Below are 19,081 nucleotides of genomic sequence, written 5' to 3' on the forward strand. Positions count from 1 at the left end.
TCGCTTCAGCGGTACGGACGGGACGCGCGGCCCGCACACCGGACGCCGATCACCGCACCCAGCACGGCACAGACCAGCGGTACGGCGATGTAGGCCACCAGCAGCGCACCGCTGCCGTCCACGTGCAGTGCCCGGTCGAGGACAAAGGCACAGAAGGCGCCGACGGTCTCCGTGAGCAGGAAACCGGCGGCACCCCCGACCTGGAGTCCGACCAGACCCGCGACGAACCGCGAGGGCGGGGGCGGCGGAGGTGCGCTCATGCCCCGACACTCCGCGCCCGGCCCGCCCCTCGGCGTCGGCCCGGGGCGGGCACCCCGCCTACCGCGCCGGTTGCGGGGGCGGCCGTACGACTACCGCTGGAGTTGCCTTCGTACGGACATCACATACGTCGGGTACGTCGCCATCACGTGCGTCGGGTACGTCACCGCAGCCCCGCCCCGCGCGCTCACGCCCGCGTCAGCACCACCAGCTGCTGCGTCGCCCGCGTCATCGCGACGTACCGGTCCACCGCCCCCTCGATGCCCGTGCCGAACTCCGCCGGGTCGACCAGCACCACCAGGTCGAATTCGAGCCCCTTGGAGAGCGTCGGGGTCAGCGAGCGCACGCGCGGCGAGAGCGGCCGGTAGTCGGCGTCGCCGATCACGCAGGCCACGCCCTCCGGGTGCGCGGCGAGCCAGCCGTCCAGGACCGCGTCCAGGTCTGCCGCCGCACCGTGCACCACCGGGATGCCGCTGCTGCGGATCGACGTCGGCACGTTGGCGTCCGGCAGTGCCTCCCGGATCACCGGAGCGGCCTCCGTCATGACCTCTTCCGGGGTGCGGTAGTTGACCGTCAGCGAGGCCACCTCGATACGGTCCACGCCGATCCGCTCCAGCCGCTCCCGCCACGACTCCGTGAACCCGTGCCGCGCCTGCGCCCGGTCGCCGACCACGGTGAAGCTGCGGGACGGGCAGCGCTGGAGCAGCATCTGCCACTCGGCGTCGGTCAGTTCCTGCGCCTCGTCCACGATGACGTGCGCGAACGGTCCCGCGAGGAGATCGGGTTCGGCCGACGGGAGCCCGTCCTGGTCGATCAGGGTGTCCTTGATGTCCTGCCCGTGCAGCATGCCGAGCGCACCCTCGCTCTCGTCGATCTCGACGTTCTGCAGGATGCTGTCCATGACGTCGGCCCGGCGGGCCCGTTCGGCGGCGACGGCCGCGTCGTGGCGCTGCTTGCGGGCGGAGGACTCGGGGTCGCCGAGCCGCTGGCGGGCCGCGTCGAGGAGCGGCAGGTCGGAGACGGTCCAGGCGTGCGGGGCGTCCTTGCGCTGGAGGGCGCGCACCTCGTCGACGGACAGGTGGGGAGCGCACTTGCGCAGGTACGCGGGCACCGACCACAGGTCGCCGACCAGGTCGGTGGGCTCCAGGATCGGCCAGGCGCGGTTGAGGGTGCCGATCAGCTCGCGGTTCTGGAGCAGCGAGCGGCGCAGGAGCTGCGGTGAGACCTCCCCCTCCTCGTCCTCCTCCTCGTGCTTGTCCATGAGGATCGTCAGCAGCTCCTCGCGGATCTGGTCACGGGCCTCGTTGTGCGGAGTGCCGGGTTCCACGGCGGCGAAGGCGGCGGCCCAGTCGGCGGCGCTCAGCCATACGTCGGCCCAGTGCGTGGAGACCGTCATGCCCTCCGTGGGCGGCTCCTCGTACAGGGCGACGGCCGGTTCGATCGCCCGCACCATCGCGACGGACGACTTCAGCCGGGCCACCTCCGGGTCCGCCTCGGGCAGCGCGGACGCACCCTCGGCGACCAGGTCCGCCACGATGCAGGTCTGCACGCCCTCCTCGCCCAGGCTCGGCAGCACGTCGGCGACGTAGTCCAGGTAGGGGCGGTGCGGGCCGACGAACAGGACGCCGCCGCGCCGGTGCCCCAGGCGCGGGTCGGCGTACAGCAGGTGTGCGGCGCGGTGCAGGGCGACGACCGTCTTGCCCGTACCGGGACCGCCGTCCACGACGAGCGCGCCGCGCGAGCCCGCCCGGATGATGGCGTCCTGGTCGGACTGGATGGTGGACAGCACGTCCCGCATCCGCGACGAGCGCTCGCCGCCGAGGCTGGCGATGAACGCGGACTGGTCGTCCAGCGCGACGGCATGCCCCTTCAGGCCGTCGGCGGTGAACACCTCGTCCCAGTAGTCGCTGATCCGGCCGTCGTTCCAGCGGTACCGGCGACGGCTGGCCAGCCCCATCGGGTGGGCGTGCGTGGCGGCGAAGAACGGTTCGGCGGCGGGGGAGCGCCAGTCGACCAGCAGCCGCTGCCCCTCGCTGTCGGTCAGGCCGAGCCGCCCGACGTACACCGGCCCGGAACCGTCCTCCGGTACGAAGTGGCCCAGGCACAGGTCGAGTCCGAAGCGGCGCAGGGTGCGCAGGCGGGCGGTCAGCCGGTGGATCTCGGAGTCACGGTCCATCGCCTCGCGGCCGAGGCGGCCGGGGGCCTTGCGGGCGGTGTCGAGGTTCGCGGAGAGTTCGGCGATCGTCGCGGCGAGGCTGTGTGCGATGGCCGCGAAGTGCTCCGTGTCGGAGCCGATCAGCGCGGGGTCGGCCTTGGCGGAGAGAGTGTCGGGCAGGTTGAACGCGCTGGTGGTGAGGGGGGTGGTGGCGGCAGCTTCGGACAACGTGGCACGCAACTCGGGGATCTCCCATTCCGGCAGGATTCTGCTCAGCTCTGGCTGAGATCCGCGATTCTGCACCAGCTACGGGGCCTTGCCGCAAGGCCCCCCATGGGTTATAAGTTGATAGTGGCAAGGAGAGCACTGACCTCCTTGCCTTTCTTTATGCGCTCCGGATGCGCTCCGGATGCGCTCCGGATGCGCTCCGGCAATCCGTCCGCCGTAGGCCGTCTACTCGCTGAGCCAGCCCGGCCGCACCATGCCCGACTCGTAGGCCAGGATCACCAGTTGGGACCGGTCGCGCACCGCCAGCTTGGTCATGATGCGGCTGACGTGGGTCTTCGACGTGGCGGGGCTGAGCACCAGGCGGGCCGCGATCTCGTCGTTGGTGAGCCCGGCGGCGACCAGTTCCATGACCTCCCGCTCGCGCGCGGTGAGGGCGTTCAGCCGGGGACTGGTGACGGGGGCCTTCACCCGGCCGGCGAACTCCGCGATCAGCCGCCGGGTGACCGAGGGGCTGATCAGGGCGTCGCCGCGATGGGCGACCCGTACCGCACGCACCAGTTCCTCGGGCTCGGTGTCCTTCACCAGGAACCCGGTCGCGCCCGCGCGCAGCGCACCGTACACGTAGTCGTCCAGGTCGAAGGTGGTCAGGATGACGACCTTCACGCGGTCGAGGCGCGGATCGGCGGCGATGCGGCGGGCGGCCTCCAGGCCGTCCACGCCCGGCATCCGGATGTCCAGCAGCACGACGTCGGGGTGCAGCGCCCGGCAGGCGCCGACGGCCTCCTCGCCGTCGGCGGCCTCTCCGACCACCTCGAAGTCGTCCTCGTCCTCCAGGATCGACCGGAACCCGGCGCGGACGAGACGCTGGTCGTCGACGACCAGAACCTTGATCTTCGCGTTCACGATGCTCCGTCCGCAGCGGTACGAGGAAGGGGAAGGGGAAGACGGGCCCGGACCGCGAAGCCCCCGCCGGGCCCCGGTCCCGCAGCCAGCTCGCCGCCGAGGGCACGGGCCCGCTCGCGCATGCCGACGATGCCGCTGCCGTACGGCCCCGGGGCGGCGCGGCCGTCGTCCGCGACCTCCAGGGCGAGGTGGTCCGGCGCGTGCTCGACGCGGACGGTCACGGTGGTGGCGCGGGCGTGCCGGGCCACGTTGGTCAGCGACTCCTGGAGTATCCGGTACGCCGCGAGGTCCAGCTCGGTCGGGAGGGGCCAGGGAACGCCGCTGCGGTACGTCTCGACCTCCAGCCCCGCACGCCGGGCACCGGCGACCAGGTCGTCGAGCCGGTCCAGCCCGGCCGGGGGAGCGGTGGGGGCGGCCTCGTCGACCTGACGCAGGACGCCGAGGGTCGCGCGCAGCTCGCGCAGGGCCTCGCGGCTGGACTCCTTGATGGCGGCCAACGCCTCCTCACCGCTCCCGGAACGCTTCTGGGTCCGGCGCAGGGCGGCCGCCGCCTGCACGTTGATGAGCGACAGGTGATGCCCCACGACGTCGTGCAGTTCGCGCGCGATGCGCAGCCGCTCCTCGGTGGCGGCACGCCGCTCGGCCTCCCGGGCGTGGGCGAGGCGGGTGTGCCGGGCCCAGCCGAGGGCGACGGTGCCGACGAGCCAGCCGGTGAGCATGAAGAGGGCGACGCCGTTGACGGTGTGGTTGCCCGCGAGGGTGCCGAGGCCGGTCCCGATCACGGCCAGGGCGGCGAGCGCGACGGCCGCCCGCAGCCGCCCTTCGGCCGCGACGGTGTACAGGGCGACGGCGAAGGCGGCCATGAGCGGCCCGTCGTAGGTGCTGACCAGGTAGTACGCGCCCGAGGCCGCCCACACGAACCCCCCGACCGCGACGGGCCACCGCCGCCGGAAGTACAACGCCCCGCAGGAGACACCGATCAGCGCCCACCCGAGTGCGGTGACCCCCCAGCCCTCGGACCGCTCCCCGATCAACGACCGCAGACTCCCCAACGCCACCAGCACGAACACACCCACGGCCAAGGTGGCATCTCGCTGTGCATCCCCTGCCGGTGAGGAGCGCCCCGTCAGGGGCGCGGGGAACTGCGCGAGCAACCACCCACCCAGCCGCGCGGCGAGCGCTTTAGGTGAAAGATGGGGTCTCCCCTGCTCGAACGAAGTTGAGAGCTTGGGGAAGGGGCTGGGGCAGCCCGCCGCAGGCGAACCCGGATGCCGGGTGCGGCGCGGAGCGGGGGGCCGTCGCAGCCCTCCGGAGACACCGGGCACGGACCCTTCCGGGCCGGATTGAGGGGCCATGCCTCCAGCCTAAGCAGCACACCCCACCCCGCCCCCGTCCGCGCGGACGACAGCCTCCCCACCACCCCGCAACCAGCGCCGTACACCTCCCCACGCTCCCACAACCCGAGGCGTACGCCTACAGTCCGCCCCAGGCAGACGCCCCACCCCCGGCCCTCCCCCCACGCTGACCGCATGAACCCGGAACCCACGCTCCACCAAACACCCACCCCCACCCCCACCTTCGGCCAACGCCTCCGCGCCCTCGACCGCCCCCTCCTGACCGCACTGGTCCTCGTCGCCTGCCTCCGCCCCCTCTTCTCGATCGTCGGCCTGAACGACGTCCTCGGAAAGCCCACCACCCCCCTGGTCCTGACCGCACTCATCACCCTGGCCTGGATCCTGCTCCTCGGCCTCGTCCGCCGCGTGCGCGAACCCCTCCTCCTCGGAGTCGCCGCAGGCATGGGGTACGCGCTGGCCACCGTCGCCCTCAGCGCGGTCCTCTCGCCGATCCTCACCGGCGAACTCCAGGGCCCGCCGGCCCAGCCGATCGCGATCGTGCCGATCTTCCTGTTCAACGCGGGGTGGGGAGCCGTCTGCGGCGTGTGCGCGCTGGGCCTGCGCAGGCTGCGGCGCGGCTGAGACGAGGCCGGGGCGTGACGGACGGGCCCGGTTTGTATCGGGCACGTATCACCCGCCGCTTGGTCCGGCATCGATGCGGGCCGTGCGGCCGGTGTGCCGGATATCTGCCATATCGTACGACTGGGGCAGCCGGTGCGGCCCCCGCATCCCCAGCCGTACGTACGACAGGAGCCACCCCCCGTGTCATCGGCCGCCTCCACTCCCACCCCCCGCGTCCTGCTGGTGGAGGACGACGACCTGATGCGGCGGTCCTTCACCGTCGCCCTGGAGCGCTACGGGTACGCGATGAGGAGCGCCGCCGACGGGCTGGAAGGGCTGGAGCTGTTCCGCGAGGGCGGCTTCGACCTGCTGGTCCTGGACGTGATGCTGCCGGGCCTCGACGGCATCGGGCTGTGCCGCAAGGTCCGCGAGACCAGCCTCGTACCGGTGCTGATGATGTCCGCCCGGGGCGACGGGCTCGACGTCGTCGCGGGGCTTGAGGCCGGTGCGGACGACTATGTGGTCAAGCCCGTCGACACGTACGTACTGGTGGCCCGGATCCGTTCGCTGCTGCGGCGGGCGACGTACGCGCCCGTGCCCGGGCCGGAGGCGGGGACACGCGGGGCGGAGCCGGACGGGCGGCTGGTCTTCGGGGACCTGACCATCGACACCGGCGGCCTGGAGGTGTTCGTCGCGGGCAGCCCGGTGGCCCTCACCCCGACCGAGCTCAAGCTGCTCCTCGAATTCGCCGCGCACCCCGGCATCGTGCTGGAGCGGCACACCCTGCTGCGCAACGTCTGGGACTACGGCTGGGACGGTGACAGCCGGGTCGTGGACCTGTGCGTGCAGCGGCTGCGCGGCAAGCTGGGGCGGGACCGGATCGAGACGGTCCGCGGTTTCGGCTACAAGTTCAGGCGATGAACCCCGTGCCCCGCCGCCGCTCCCTCTCCCTGCGCTGGAAGATCGCCGCGCTGGCGGCGGCCACCGCCTGCCTGGTCGTGGCGGCCGTCGGGGTGCTGGTGCACGTGTGGAGCGCCCAGGACATCCGCAGCCGGGCCGAGGCCCGCGCCACCAACGGCGTCTACTCCGCCATGGACGTCTACCGCCGTACCGGAACCCTCGCGGACGGCGCCGAACTCGACCCGCCCGACCTGCCCGCAGCCCTGCGCGAGCTCTCCGACACCGACCGGCACTCGGCGTACGACGACGGCGGCGACGGCACCATCGGGCCGAGCGTCTGGGCCGCCCAGCGGACCGGCGGCCCGGGCAGTCCGGTCCTCGCCCTCCAGGTCAACATGGGCCCGGAGTTCCACACGCTGTACCGGCTCGACCTCACCATGGGCGCCGCCTCGCTGATCGCGCTGGCCGCGGCCACACCCCTGGCCGTGTACGGGGCCGGACTGCTGGCCCGCCGGCTGCGCCGGGTCTCGCAGACCGCCGCCCGGATCTCCGCCGGTGACCTGGACGCCCGTACCGGACCCACCAAGGGCGGCGACGAGGTGGCCGAGATCGCCGCCACCGTCGACCGGATGGCCGACAGCCTGGCCCGGCGGTTGCAGTCCGAGCGGCGCTTCACGGCCGATGTCGCGCACGAACTGCGCACCCCCGTCGGGGGGTTGCTGGCCGCCGTCGACCTGCTGCCGCCGGGGGAGACGGAGGACCTGCTGCGGGCCCGGGTGCGGGACCTGCGGGGGCTGGTCGAGGACCTGCTGGAGATCTCCCGGCTGGACGCGGGCGCCGAGCGGGCGGTGCGGGCGCGGGTGCCGCTGGGAGAGGTGGTGCGGGAGGCGGTGACACGTACCGGATACGCGGCGGAGGTCGCCGTCGAGGACGCCCTCGCCCCCGTCGAGACGGACCCGCGCCGCCTGGAGCGCATCGTGGGGAACCTCGTGGTCAACGCCCACCGGCACGGCGGAGCGCCGGTGCGGGTCGAGGTGCGGGAGGGGACCGTCGTCGTGCGCGACCACGGGCCCGGATACCCGGCCGACCTGCTGCGGGACGGGCCGCGCCGGTTCCACACGGGGGCGGCGGACCGGGGGAGCGGGCACGGGCTGGGGCTGACCATCGCCCTGGCGCAGGCACGGCTCCTCGACGCCGAACTGGAGCTGGCGAACGCGCCGGAGGGCGGCGCGGTGGCCATGCTGCGGCTGCCCTCGTCACCGGACGCAGTGAGCGGCAACTGATACACGGCGGCGACGCGGGCCGATACCTTCACGGACGACTCTTCGGGTGTCCCCCCATTGGTACGCACCCCGAGGAGTTCCGCCGTGACCGTTGCCGCCGCCGCCACTGGCCTGTCGAAGGAGTACGGGCGAGGTGATGCCCGGGTCGTCGCGCTGGACCGGGTCAGCGTGAGCTTCCGGGAAGGGGAGTTCACCGCGATCATGGGGCCGTCCGGGAGCGGCAAGTCCACGCTGATGCACTGCGTGGCGGGGCTGGACTCCTTCAGCTCGGGGTCCGTACGGATCGGCGACACGGAGGTGGGCACGCTCGACGACCGGCGGCTCACGCAACTGCGGCGGGACCGGATCGGCTTCGTCTTCCAGGCGTTCAACCTGCTGCCGACGATGACCGCGCTGGAGAACATCACGCTGCCGATGACGATCGCCGGGCGGCGGCCCGACCCGGCGTGGCTGGACCGGGTGGTCGACATGCTCGGCCTGGGCGGGCGGCTGGGACACCGGCCGAGCGAACTGTCCGGAGGGCAGCAGCAGCGAGTCGCGGTGGCACGCGCCCTCGTCGCGCGCCCGGCGATCGTCTTCGCCGACGAACCGACGGGGAACCTGGACTCGCGGGCCGGGGCGGAGGTGCTGGGCTTCCTGCGGGACTCCGTAAGGGAGTTGGGGCAGACCGTGGTGATGGTCACCCACGACCCGGTGGCCGCGGGCCACGCGGACCGGGTGGTCTTCCTGGCGGACGGCCGACTGGTCGACGAGCTCGTACGGCCCACGGCGGGTCAGGTCCTCGACCGCATGAAGTCCCTGTGAAGTCTCTTTGGACCAAGGGCACTTGAGCCACCCCGGTCACCCCGCCCCCTCCCCCCCCAGGAAAGATCCCGTGCTCCGCACCTCCCTCCGCAATCTCCTCGCCCACCGGGCACGTCTCCTCATGACCGCCTGCGCCGTCCTCCTCGGCATCACCTTCATCACCGGTAGCCTCGTCTACGGCGACAGCCTCCAGCAGGCCGCCGTCGACCGGGCCACCGCCGGGTACAACCGCATCGATCTCAACGTCGCCCCGGACACCGACCCCCGGGGCGGACCGGCCGCCACCCTCGACGGCCGGACCGCCGCCGCCCTGGCGGGGATCGACGGCGTGCGGGCCGCCGCCGGGCGGGTCGGCGGGTTCGCCGCCGTCGCCGACCACGACGGACGCCTGCTCGGCAGCGCCGACTTCCGGCAGGGCGGGAACTTCGCACCGGACGGGGAAGGCACCGACCCCGCCTACCGGTTCAGCCACGGCACCGGCCCGACCCGCGCGGGGCAGGTCGCCCTGGACGAGGCCAGCGCCGCCAAGGCCGGATACCGGGTCGGGGACACCCTCCGGGTCGGTACGCGGGCGGGAGCCGCCTCGTACGAGATCGTCGGTGTCTTCCGTACCGACGCCTCCAAGCTCACCCCCGGCGGCAGCCTCGTCCTCTTCGACGCGGCCACCGCCCAGCGGCAGTTCCTGCGGCCCGGCCAGTACACGAACATCGAGATCACGGCCGCACCCGGCGTCGATGCCGTCGCGCTCGGCGAGCGTGTCGATGCGGCCCTGCCGGAGCGGACCAGTGTGGTCACCGGAGCCCAACTCGCCCGGCTCCAGGGCATGTTGAGCTCCAGTGGCAGCGACACCATGAGTCAGATCATGGTGGGGTTCGCGGCGGTCGCGCTGTTCGTGGCGGCCTTCCTGATCGCCAACACCTTCAGCATGCTGGTGTCGCGCCGCACCCGTGAACTGGCCCTGATGCGGGCCGTCGGCGCCACCCGGCAGCAGGTGCGCCGCCTGCTGCTGGCCGAGGCCGCGCTCGTCGGGCTGCTCGCCTCGGTGGGCGGTGTCGTGGTGGGTGTGGGGGTCGCCCGGCTGCTCCAGGTTCTCTTCGGCTCGGAGGATGTTCCGACGGCTCCGCTGGTGCTCGCGCCCGGCACGGTCGTCGTCGCGTTGCTCGTCGGCACCGCGCTGCCGGTGGTCGCGGCCTGGCTGCCGATCCGGCGGGCCATGGCGATTCCGCCGGTCGCCGCGCTCGGTGCGGCCGAGCGGACCGCGCCCGCGCGCATCGGGTCGCTGCACAGCCGGATCAGCGCAGGGGCGACGGCCGCGGGCGTGGCCACCGTCGTGATCGCCGCCGTCGCCGGGGGCGACGACGCCCGGGCCGTCATCGGGCTCGGCGCCGTCCTGGCGCTGGTCGGCGCGATCGGGCTGATCCCGGTGCTCGCCGGGCCGTTCGTCCGGCTGCTGAGGCCGTTGCTCGGGCGGATCAGCCCCGTGTACGGGGACCTCGCCGCCCGCAACACCGTGCGCGACCCGCGCCGCACCGGCGCCACCGCCGCCGCGCTCGCCATCGCGCTCGCCCTCGCCTCCGGGCTGTCCGTGCTCGGGGCCTCCGCCACCGCGTACCTGGAGCGCGCCACCACCGAGGCGGTCACCGCCGACTTCGTGGTCGAGTCGCCGGGCGGCGGGCTGCGGAGCGACACCGCGAAGCCGCTGAAGGGGCTGGCGGGGGCCTCGTACAGCAATCTCGACCAGTCCACCGAGTACCGGCTGGGCGGCGTCAGTTCGGTGCTCACCGGCGTCGACCCGGCAACCATCGGCGGGCTGCTGACGTACGACGTGGTGTCCGGGTCGCTGGACAGCCTGCGCACGGGGCAGATCGCGGTGGCCGATTTCAAGGCGGAGCGGACCGGATGGCGGGTCGGGCAGACGCTGGTGCTGGAGCGGGACGGGAAGAAGGGGGAGGTCACCGTCGGCGCCGTGTACCGGGCGGACGAACAGAGCGACCTGATGCCCAGCATCACCGCTTCGGGCTCGCTGGTCGCGCGGTACGACGCCACTCCCAGCACGCACGCCGTGCTGGTCTCCGCCGCCTCGCGGGGCGACGTCGTGCGGGCCCTCGGGGACAACCCCGCCCTCGCCGTCCTGGACAAGAAGGAGCTCGCCGCCGAGGACACCAGCGGCATCGGGGACCAACTCGGCGTCTTCTACGCCCTGCTGAGCATGGCGATGGTGATCGCGGCCCTCGGCATCGCCAACACCCTCGCCCTGTCCGTCCTCGAACGCGGCAAGGAGATCGGCACCCTGCGCGCGATCGGCCTCGACCGGCTGGGCGTGACCCGCATGATCCGCCTGGAGGCGCTGATCGTCGGCGCGCTCGGCGCGGCCGTCGGCACCGTGCTGGGCGTCTTCCTGGGGTGGGCGCTGGGGCACACCCTCCAGGAGAGCGTCGCGGGGTACGAACTGGTCGTCCCGTGGGGGCGCCTCGCCCTCGGAGTGCTGGGCGCGACGGCGGGCGCACTGCTGGCCTCGCTGTGGCCGGCGCGGAGGGCGGCCCGGGTCGACATTCCGGCGGCGACGGCGGCGGAGTGAGCGTGGGGCGTCGCATGCCGTAGGGGGCGGGGCCGTACGGGAAGCTGCCCGTACGGCCCCGCCGCCTACGGGGAACTGCGCACGTCGTCGGCGCGGGGACGCCGGACGTCAGGCTTGAGGTGGTCCTGGAGGCGGGCGTGGCGGAACTGGTAGACGGCACCGACCTGGCGCAGCACTCCGCGGCGGTGGGCGTCGTCGAGGAAGGTGGTGACCGCCCAGGGAAGTCTGCCGGTGAGCGGGAGCCAGATGCGGGAGAACACCAGCCACTGACCCCACGCGGTGAAGGCGAAGGTGTAGGAGAGCGCCCCGGTCAACGCGCCCAGGAGCCCTGCGGCGAAACCGTAGGAGAGGGGCCAGCCGAGTGGGCCGAGCGGGCCCTGGAGGAGCGCGACCACGAGCACTCCGCCGAAGGCGATCACCAGCATGAAGATCGGCGCGAGGAAGAGGACCCGACGCAGGACGGTCGTGCGGTTGGTGCGCAGCATGGCGAGCGGGCTGGCGGCGGAGTCGTTCTCGACGGGTGCCTCCAGCAGTGAGCTGAGCCCGAACACCACACCGGCCGCCAGTCCGAAGACGAGGCCGTACACCAGCATGTTGGGCAGGGTCGTTCTGATCAGGGCGTCGGGCGGGGAAGGGAAGCCGCGGAGCATTTCGCGCCCCAGCGTGGCCATCAGCTGGTGTCCGATGCCGACCACGAACCCGCCGAGCAGCCCCGCGCCGCATCGTGCGACGACGGTACGGGCCACGGGGGTGCGGCTGCTGCGTCGGAACAGCCGCACCTGGACCCGTACCGGTTCGAACGTCACCCGGAAGTACACGGTCATCAGCGCGTACACCAGGCCGAAGCCCAGCCCGACGATGGGCCCCAGGAGCAGCCCGTCCAGCAGGCCCGCGCGCAGACCGGCCGCGAATCCGAGTTCGCTCAGGTAGCCGGGCAGGTTGACCGCCCAGTCGGCGAGCGTGGTGACGATCGTCGAGGCGATCATCACGGCGAGGATGCGTGACGAGCGGCTGAGCGAGGTGCCGAGCTGCCACCAGGCGAGGTCCGGGGTGCCGAGCCGGTCGAGATGACCGGCGAGGTGGCCCAGCCAGTGCTGGACGCGGCCGACGGTCCAGTCCGGGCGTCGCAGCCCCGTGGAGTTCGGCCCGTAGACGGTGGGCACGAAGCTGCCGAGCAGGTGGTCCTCCAGATCGTGCGGGGTCGGGAACCGGCCGGTGTCCAGCAGGACGGAAGGGTCGGAGGCGGCGCCGTTGTACGTGGTGCGGACGAGGGCGACCATGAGCGGTGTGCTCAGCACCTCGGTGAGGTTCTTGCTCGCCGGGCTGTCCGGCTGCTCGCGCAGTTCTCCCAGGACCGGTCCCCAGCGGGTGGTCCGGCTGGAGCGGCGCAGGTAGTCGGAGAAGTCGGCGGGAGTGAGGTCGGTGATCACGATGCCGGCGGCCCAGGTCAGCACGTCGCTCGCCGCGACGGCCTCGCGGAACTCGTGCGGGCGGCAGGTCACCAGCATGGGCAGGGACGTGCTGTTGAGCGCCGGCAGTGCGGCGCTGCGGAGCGCTTCGGGGATCTCGTCGAAACCGTCCAGTACGGGGAGGATGCGGCCCGCCTCGACCAGCGCGGCCGCGAGTGTCGAACCGCCGGGTGCCGGGGCGACCAGGTCCGGGTGGTCGCGCAGCAGCCGGTCCACCAGCCAGTCCCGGAGGTTGTCGGCCGTCGGGTCCCAGGAGGCCAGACCGAAGATCACCGGGACCGGTTCGGCACGGGTGCGGGTGGCCAGGTGGTCCAGTACGAACCGGAGCGTCAGGATCGTCTTCCCGGACCCGGCGCGGCCGAGCACCACCAGTCGGCCGGACGGGACGCGCCGGAAGACGTCCGCGATGTCGGTCAGGTCGCCGGTGAGGTCGAGCGGGCCGGCCGAGCCCCCGGGGGGAACCCGGCGGACGTTGTCCCAGTGGTCGGCCAGCTCGGCTGCCACCGGCTGCCAGCGCACGGGCAGCGGGAACGGGTTGTGGGCGCCGCGCTGTTCCATTTCCCGCTGCCACCGGCCCTGGAGCACGGCCGCGAGCCGGTCGGCGGCCTCGGCCAGGGGCGGGGGCGTGCCGGAGGGGGCGGGGGCGGGCTTGGGCTCGGGCTCGGGTCCACCGGCTGTGGGGGCGCCGGGTTCGTCGGCGTCAGTGTCGGCCTTGTGGTCTGGGTTGCCCGTTTCGGCCTGGGGTTCGCCGGATGCGGGTTCGCCGGGTGCGGGTTCAACTGGCTCGGGTCCGCTCGGCTTGTGTTCGCCGGTGGCTTCGCCGGGTGCTTCGGCGGGTGCGGATCCGGATCCGGATGTGTCCGGGAACGCGGGTACCGCGCCCGCCGCGGACATCAGGTCGCGGCGTTCGTCCGCCGTGAGGTCCAGGGCGTCGGCGAGCAGCCGGACGGTGTCGAGCCGGAAGTTCTTGACCGTGCCGGTCTCCATCCTGCGGATGGTCCGCACGCCGACCGTGGACCTCTCGGCGAGCTGCTCCTGCGTCATCCCCGCACTGAGCCGCCGTTGACGCACCAGTCGGCCGAACTCCCCCGTCACGTCGTGCCTTTCGCCGTCGATCTCGGTCCAGGCGACCCTATCTTCCGCACCGGCCACAAGTGGCCGGTCCCCGGCCTGGCCCGTTGACCAGGCGGACGCGATGGTTCAGGTCATGCCGCCGCTGTGCTCGACCGTTGCCGCACAGCCGACGGCGCTCGCCCCAGAGGCTCGACCCAGGAAGGCAGAAACACGGTGCAGACTCATCCTTCGTGGCCCGGAGGGCCCGGACCAGCCGGGCAGGACGCCGAGCGTCCCGTCGAACCCGACGACCTGTTCCGCAGGGGGAGGCCGTGACCCACTCGCCTCGTAACCCCTACGACCGCCGCCCCGCCCCGGCACCGGCCCGTGTGCCGCGACCGGCCGTCGCGACGGCGGCGGGAGTCTTCTCGGCGCTGCTCGGCGGGAGCATGGCCTGCTATTCCGCCTACACGGGAATCAAGACCTTCGAGTCCGGCTTCGGTCCGATCATCTGCGGTGTGCTTCTGCTCTTCGGCCTGTCCATCGCACGGAACGCCCTCCACCTCCTGGCGGGCGACGGCGACAGGGCCGAACGACTGACCGTGCAGCTCGGCATCATCGTGGCTCTCTCCTGTGTGGCCATCGGGTCGATGATCGCCCAGGGCGACTTCGACTCCGAGTCCATCCAGGCCCAACTCCTCGGGTTCCTCTGCGCTTTGGTCCTGTCGGTGATCGCGATCACGCTGTGCTCCCTGCGGGGCACGAAGGCCTACGTCGAGGGGCGCCGCCCCTCCGGTCCCGGCCTGCCGCCCAGGATCGGCTGACAGCGGGCCCGGGGCCTCAGCGAGGCGGGTACCCCGTGGTCCCCCCGCAGGCGTGGCACCGACGGCGAGCGCGGTGGCCGTCCTGGCCCCGTATCACCGCCCTGCCCGTCGCCCGCCTCGCCGAACAGCACCTCCACCCGCGCACCGTACGAAGGGAACAGCACGCATGACCCACCCTCCCAGCCAGTCGCCACCGGGAGGTTTCGGCGCTGCGCAGGAACCGTCTTCCGGAGCTGAGCAGGGCGCGCCTCCGCAGCCCGGCCCGTCCGGTTACGGTCCCCCGCAGGCACCCGGCCAACCCGGCCCGTACGCCTCCCAGCCCGGTCCGTACGCCCCCCAGCCCGGTCCGTACGCCCCCCAACCCGGCCACTACGGCCGGCAGCCGGCCACGCCGCCATACGAGACTCCCGGCCCGTACGGCAGTCGCCTCAACCCCCATGGCGGCCAACCCGCGCAGCAGCTCCCGGGCGCTCCCACCCTGCCCGGCGGTGCCACCCTGCCCGGCGGTGCCACCGACCGTGGCGGCCTGTTCCAGGGCAGGCGCGCCGCGCTCATCGGCGCGGTCGTGGCAGCCCTGCTCGTGATCAGCGGCGGTGTCTGGTTCGCGGTCGGCGGCGGTGACGCGAACGCGCCGCAGGCCACACCGATCCGGAGCGCCCAGCCCTCCGGGTCCGCCTCCGGTGGCAAGGGCGCGGGCGGCAAGGGCGCGGGCGGGGACGCCAGTGGCGCCGAGCGCGAAGACCTCAACGCGGGGCGCAAGCCGGGCGAGGCCAAGGTCAGATGGCTGCTCAGGAACGACGTGGACCTGCCCGGCGGAGGGGCAACCGTGTTCGGGCCGTGGGTCGTTGGCGACACCCTCGTCGTGGGGCTCTACGAGACGGTCTCCGGCTACTCGACGACCGACGGCCAACGCAAGTGGACCGTGACCCTGCCCACCGGGCTCTGCGCGGCACCCGTCGCGCCCGCCGACAACGGCAGCATCGTCATCGGCGTCAACGACAAGCGCGGTGAGCGCGAGAAGTGCACCGGGCTCCAGCAGATCGACCTCCGGAGCGGTCGGCAGGGCTGGAAGAGATCGATCCCGAAGGAGTCGATCCTGCCGCTCCCCTCCGACATCACGTTGAGCATCAGCGGAACCACGGTGACCGCAGCCGCTGGCATCCAGTCCTTCGGCTTCTCGCTCGCCGACGGGAAGCACCTGTGGGGAAGTACCGCGCAGGGCAAGGGCAATTGTCATCGACAGGCCTTCGCGGGCGGGCCCAGGCTGATCGCCGCCGCCTGGTGCAACACGAGTGACAGCCACGCTCAGGAGGAGATCAGCGAGGTCGACCCCGCCACCGGCAGGACCACGTGGGTCTACCGGGTCGACAGCGGCTGGACGGTCGAGAAGATCTACTCGGTCAGCCCGCTCGTCTTCTCCGCCAACCAGCGCGATGAGAACAACGTCAAGAAGCGAGCGGTCATCGCGCTGACCGACACGGGAAAGCTCCGCTCCCGGCTCCAGCTCGGCAACGACACGTACGAGCCCGCATGCACCTCGTTCTCCATCGCGGTCAGGAGCCTGGACGACTGCACCGGTGCTGTCGCCGACACGAACACCCTGTACCTGGCGACCGACACCAGCGCCAGCCGCACCGCGAACGCGGTGGTGGCCTTCGACCTGGACACCGGCAGGCCCAAGTGGCGTGCTGCGGCTCCCACCGGACGCACCGTCACACCGCTGGAACGGGGAGACGGCGGCAACATCCTCGTGTACATGGCCCCCTCCACCGACCGGGGCGGCGCGGTCGGCACCCTTCCTCCGACGGGCGGCCCGCCGAAGCTGCTGCTCCAGCATCCGGCGTCGACGGCGCAGATCGAGAGCAGCTTCTGGAAGGCGCGCTACGTGTACGCGCACGGTGCCTTCTACCTGGCGATCGGCTCCGTCTCCTCCGCGAGCACGGACGCCGAGGAGAAGAAGAAAAAGATCGTCATGGCATTCGGCTCGTGAGGGGTACGTACATATGACGCAGCAACCTCCGCCCGCGTACCCGCCTTCGCCCCCGTACCCGCTTCCGCCGGGCCCCGGCGACGGCAGGAAGCTGACCACACGGATGCGGATCGTCGTCGCCGCGGCCGTCGCCACGGTGCTGATCATCGGCGGTGGAGTCTGGTACGCGAAGGATGGCGCCGAGCAGCGGAACGACGCCACGACTCCGGCCGGGGCCGACGCCAACGGGGGAAAGGAGGCCTCGGACGGCCCGGGCAAGGAGAGCGTCCCCGCGAACACACGGTCCCGGGAGGCCTTCCGCCTGCCCGAGCCTGTCGTCGCCGCCGATGTGAAGGCCACCGGTTCCTGGCTGACCGACACGGTGTACGTGAAGCCGGGCGTCGCCTCGATCAGCGGGTACGACGTCGCCGACGGCACCCGACGGTGGACGATCCCGCTGCCCGGCCAACTCTGTGCGGCCTCGCGCCACACCTCGAAGGACAACAGGACCGCGATCGCCTTCGAGGCGGTCAGGCCCAGGACGACCAAGGACACCGTGCCCTGCACCGAGGTCGGTGCGATCGACCTCGACGCGGGCAAGCTGCTGTGGAGCACGTCCGTCAACGGCGGCACGACCGATGACCCGAAGGTCCAGTTCGACGAGGTCACCCTGAGCGCCGACACCGTCGCCGCCTCCGGCGACAAGGGCGGTGCCGCCTGGGACCTGGCCGACGGCAGGGAGTTGTGGAGGCCCCAGGGCAACGCCGAGGACTGCGTCGACGTGGGATACGGCGGCGGCGAGGCGCTCGTGGCGGTCCGCAGGTGCGGTCCGTACGAGAACCTGCACTGGGAGATCCAGAACATCAACTCGACCACAGGCGCCCCGCTGTCGACGTTCAGGATGCCCACGGGCTTCAGTTATCCGTCCGTCGTCTCCACCAGGCCGCTCGTCGTCACCTCCCGACTCCGCAGTACCCCGGGCGAGGTGGCGGACAGCTGGGACTTCTTCTCGATCGACGAGCGGACCGGCAGGCTCAAGGCCATCATCCCCGCGCCGAGGGACCGGTACGTGGTGAACTGCACCTTCGACGAAGTGGAGGGCTGCCACGGCGTGGTCGTCGGCAACGGCAGGATCTACCTGCCCACCGAGGAGCACCCGGTCGGCACGGAGAAGTTCGTCAGGACCAACGAGATCGTCTCGTTCGACCTCGCCAGGGGGAAGCCGACGTCCGACAGGGCGGACGCGGGCGTCCGGCACGAGATGTTCCCGCTGCGCATGGACGGCGGCAACCTCATCGCGTACCGGGAACCGGTCTTCGGCGAGGGCAGCCGGCAGATCGTCAGCATCGGCGGGGACGCCTTCACACCGGTGACCCTGCTGGAGAACCGTGTCTGGGGAAGCGAGCAGGAGAAGGAATGTTCCTTCTCCCACGAGGCGGACATCCGCTACACCAAGGGCCGGATGTTCATGTCCAGCAGCATGATCGGCAAGCCGCGGAAGACCTCGACCGGCGAGCGGACCTGTCTGGCCCTGGCCTACACGACCCGCTGAGACGCCTCCCGTGTCACCTGGATCTCGTCCACCCCCAGGAGCCCCGCCAGCGGCACCTTCACCGACCGCTGCTTCGGGCTGACCGCGAGTCCCTCGTTGCGCAGCAGGTCGAGCAGGAGTTCCGCGAGCGGCATCACCGCGTGCCGCCCCCAGCAGCGTTCCGAGCCGTGCCCGAAGGCGAGGTAGCCGGGCGCGGTGTCGGGGTCGAGCGCGTCCCAGCGCTCGGGGCGGAACTCGTCGGGGTGCTCCCACAGCGCCGGGTCGCGCTGCGAGAGCAGCGGCAGTACGAGAATGTCGTCGCCCGCGCGGATCGCCGGATCGAGGTCCGGGTACTCGGGGGAGGCGTTGCGCAGCATGTTCCAGGACGGGGGCAGCAGCCGCATGGCCTCGTACAGGATGTTGCGGTTGGGGACGGACTCGTCGAACGGGGAGCCCAGCCACAGCGCGTTCGCCACCAGGGTGGAGACCGTGAAGCAGACCGGTGCGGCGGCCCGCCGGTACATGCCCATCGCGTAGCGGCGGTCGTGGTAGTTCCCGGCCTCGGCGGTCCTGCGGGCGAGCGCGGTGAGTTCCCGGCCGGGCCGGGCCCTCAGGGGGCGGGGGAAGGCGGCGCCAGCCGCGATGACCGACCAGGTCAGTTTGGTCGTCAATTCGAGATTACGGCTCATCAGAATACGCAGCCGATAGGGGTCGCCGCCCAATATCAGATCCCGCAGGAAAACGTGCCCCGTATACGGCCACGGGCCGGAGAGGTCGATATTTCCGGGTAGCGGCCTTTTCAGTGCGTCGCGTACGTCACGGCCTACCGTCCGCATCACCTGGGCGGCCTCGCTCGGCGCGATGGAACGTCCCTGGAGCGGTTTGAAAGTGGGCCGCTCGACCTCGGTGGCGCGCCGGGCCGACAGGATGCGGTCGGCCAGTTCGTGGCCGGCCACCCCGATGGTGTCGGGCTCCAGCCGGAAGACCTCCTTGCCCCGGTGGTCCCGCAGCAGCGCGGCCAGCCGAGGCGCGAACGTCGTGGTCCGGGCGGCGGCGGGGTGCGCGGGGTCCGGGTGTGCGGCGGCCCGGAAGGGAAGCGGCTGGTGTGCGGGCGGGGTCTGCGGTGGCGGCTGGGTCATGAAAGGGACTCCGAAGGGCGGCCGGGCGAGGC

General features: G+C 72.4%; 14 protein-coding genes. 8 read left to right on the top strand and 6 right to left on the bottom strand.

Going from position 1 to position 19,081, the window contains the following annotated elements:
- Nucleotides 1-5: 5 nt before the first annotated feature.
- The 4 genes from ACIO3O_RS03300 to ACIO3O_RS03315 form a co-directional block, all read right to left on the bottom strand.
- The gene (locus ACIO3O_RS03300) at nucleotides 6-260 is read right to left on the bottom strand and encodes a hypothetical protein (RefSeq protein ID WP_401741284.1); all 255 of its coding nucleotides are present in this window, start codon (nucleotides 258-260) and stop codon (nucleotides 6-8) included.
- 185 nt (nucleotides 261-445) lie between these two features.
- Nucleotides 446-2,641, bottom strand: coding sequence for an RNA polymerase recycling motor ATPase HelR (gene helR / locus ACIO3O_RS03305; protein ID WP_401741287.1), 2,196 nt, complete (start codon nucleotides 2,639-2,641; stop codon nucleotides 446-448).
- A gap of 225 nt (nucleotides 2,642-2,866) precedes the next feature.
- Nucleotides 2,867-3,544 (bottom strand): response regulator, encoded by a 678-nt coding sequence (locus ACIO3O_RS03310; RefSeq protein WP_401741288.1) that lies wholly within the window; start codon nucleotides 3,542-3,544, stop codon nucleotides 2,867-2,869.
- On the bottom strand, nucleotides 3,541-4,626 hold the full coding sequence (locus ACIO3O_RS03315; protein ID WP_401741289.1) for a sensor histidine kinase: 1,086 nt from the start codon (nucleotides 4,624-4,626) through the stop codon (nucleotides 3,541-3,543). Before ACIO3O_RS03315 ends, ACIO3O_RS03310 begins: the two co-directional genes overlap by 4 nt.
- 447 nt (nucleotides 4,627-5,073) lie before the next feature.
- On the opposite strand from ACIO3O_RS03315, the gene ACIO3O_RS03320 reads away from it, so the two are divergent.
- The 5 genes from ACIO3O_RS03320 (at nucleotide 5,074) to ACIO3O_RS03340 (ending at nucleotide 11,064) form a co-directional block, all read left to right on the top strand.
- Nucleotides 5,074-5,520: a hypothetical protein gene (locus tag ACIO3O_RS03320; RefSeq protein ID WP_401741291.1), complete on the top strand. Its 447-nt coding sequence runs from the start codon at nucleotides 5,074-5,076 to the stop codon at nucleotides 5,518-5,520.
- A 180-nt stretch (nucleotides 5,521-5,700) separates the two neighbouring features.
- Nucleotides 5,701-6,420, top strand: coding sequence for a two-component system response regulator CseB (gene cseB / locus ACIO3O_RS03325; protein WP_401741292.1), 720 nt, complete (start codon nucleotides 5,701-5,703; stop codon nucleotides 6,418-6,420).
- Entirely contained in the window at nucleotides 6,417-7,682 is a 1,266-nt protein-coding gene (locus ACIO3O_RS03330) for a sensor histidine kinase (protein ID WP_401741294.1), read from the top strand. Before cseB ends, ACIO3O_RS03330 begins: the two co-directional genes overlap by 4 nt.
- Nucleotides 7,683-7,739: 57 nt before the next feature.
- The gene (locus ACIO3O_RS03335) at nucleotides 7,740-8,486 is read left to right on the top strand and encodes an ABC transporter ATP-binding protein (protein WP_401741296.1); all 747 of its coding nucleotides are present in this window, start codon (nucleotides 7,740-7,742) and stop codon (nucleotides 8,484-8,486) included.
- Between the two features lie 70 nt (nucleotides 8,487-8,556).
- Nucleotides 8,557-11,064 carry an ABC transporter permease gene (locus ACIO3O_RS03340; RefSeq protein ID WP_401741299.1) on the top strand — a complete coding sequence of 836 codons (2,508 nt, stop codon included), beginning with the start codon at nucleotides 8,557-8,559 and terminating at the stop codon, nucleotides 11,062-11,064.
- A gap of 65 nt (nucleotides 11,065-11,129) precedes the next feature.
- Here the strand turns inward: ACIO3O_RS03340 and ACIO3O_RS03345 are convergent, their stop codons facing one another.
- Entirely contained in the window at nucleotides 11,130-13,577 is a 2,448-nt protein-coding gene (locus ACIO3O_RS03345; protein ID WP_401741301.1) for a helix-turn-helix domain-containing protein, read from the bottom strand.
- Between the two features lie 341 nt (nucleotides 13,578-13,918).
- Here ACIO3O_RS03345 and ACIO3O_RS03350 point away from each other — a divergent pair, with 341 nt between their 5' ends.
- From ACIO3O_RS03350 to ACIO3O_RS03360, 3 genes are all read left to right on the top strand, one after another.
- On the top strand, nucleotides 13,919-14,410 hold the full coding sequence (locus ACIO3O_RS03350) for a hypothetical protein (protein ID WP_401741302.1): 492 nt from the start codon (nucleotides 13,919-13,921) through the stop codon (nucleotides 14,408-14,410).
- 166 nt (nucleotides 14,411-14,576) lie between these two features.
- Nucleotides 14,577-16,400, top strand: coding sequence for a PQQ-binding-like beta-propeller repeat protein (locus tag ACIO3O_RS03355; protein WP_401741304.1), 1,824 nt, complete (start codon nucleotides 14,577-14,579; stop codon nucleotides 16,398-16,400).
- Nucleotides 16,401-16,413: 13 nt separating this feature from the next.
- Nucleotides 16,414-17,931: a PQQ-binding-like beta-propeller repeat protein gene (locus ACIO3O_RS03360; RefSeq protein ID WP_401741306.1), complete on the top strand. Its 1,518-nt coding sequence runs from the start codon at nucleotides 16,414-16,416 to the stop codon at nucleotides 17,929-17,931.
- On the opposite strand, the gene ACIO3O_RS03365 is transcribed toward ACIO3O_RS03360, so the two are convergent.
- Nucleotides 17,916-19,049, bottom strand: a complete 1,134-nt coding sequence (locus tag ACIO3O_RS03365) for a cytochrome P450 (RefSeq protein WP_401741307.1) — start codon at nucleotides 19,047-19,049, stop codon at nucleotides 17,916-17,918. The genes ACIO3O_RS03360 and ACIO3O_RS03365 overlap by 16 nt on opposite strands.
- Between the last annotated feature and the right edge of the window lie 32 nt (nucleotides 19,050-19,081).

The sequence above is a fragment of the Streptomyces sp. NPDC087440 genome (genome assembly GCF_044744005.1).
In the GTDB taxonomy this organism is placed as follows: Bacteria; Actinomycetota; Actinomycetes; order Streptomycetales; family Streptomycetaceae; genus Streptomyces.

Bases quoted from the DNA above. Each gene is read 5' to 3' on its own strand.
- ACIO3O_RS03365 (WP_401741307.1), bottom strand. From the start codon at position 19,049: ATGACCCAGCCGCCACCGCAGACCCCGCCCGCACACCAGCCGCTTCCC.
- ACIO3O_RS03300 (WP_401741284.1), bottom strand. From the start codon at position 260: ATGAGCGCACCTCCGCCGCCCCCGCCCTCGCGGTTCGTCGCGGGTCTG.
- ACIO3O_RS03360 (WP_401741306.1), top strand. From the start codon at position 16,414: ATGACGCAGCAACCTCCGCCCGCGTACCCGCCTTCGCCCCCGTACCCG.
- ACIO3O_RS03320 (WP_401741291.1), top strand. From the start codon at position 5,074: ATGAACCCGGAACCCACGCTCCACCAAACACCCACCCCCACCCCCACC.
- ACIO3O_RS03330 (WP_401741294.1), top strand. From the start codon at position 6,417: ATGAACCCCGTGCCCCGCCGCCGCTCCCTCTCCCTGCGCTGGAAGATC.
- ACIO3O_RS03355 (WP_401741304.1), top strand. From the start codon at position 14,577: ATGACCCACCCTCCCAGCCAGTCGCCACCGGGAGGTTTCGGCGCTGCG.
- ACIO3O_RS03345 (WP_401741301.1), bottom strand. From the start codon at position 13,577: ATGACGCAGGAGCAGCTCGCCGAGAGGTCCACGGTCGGCGTGCGGACC.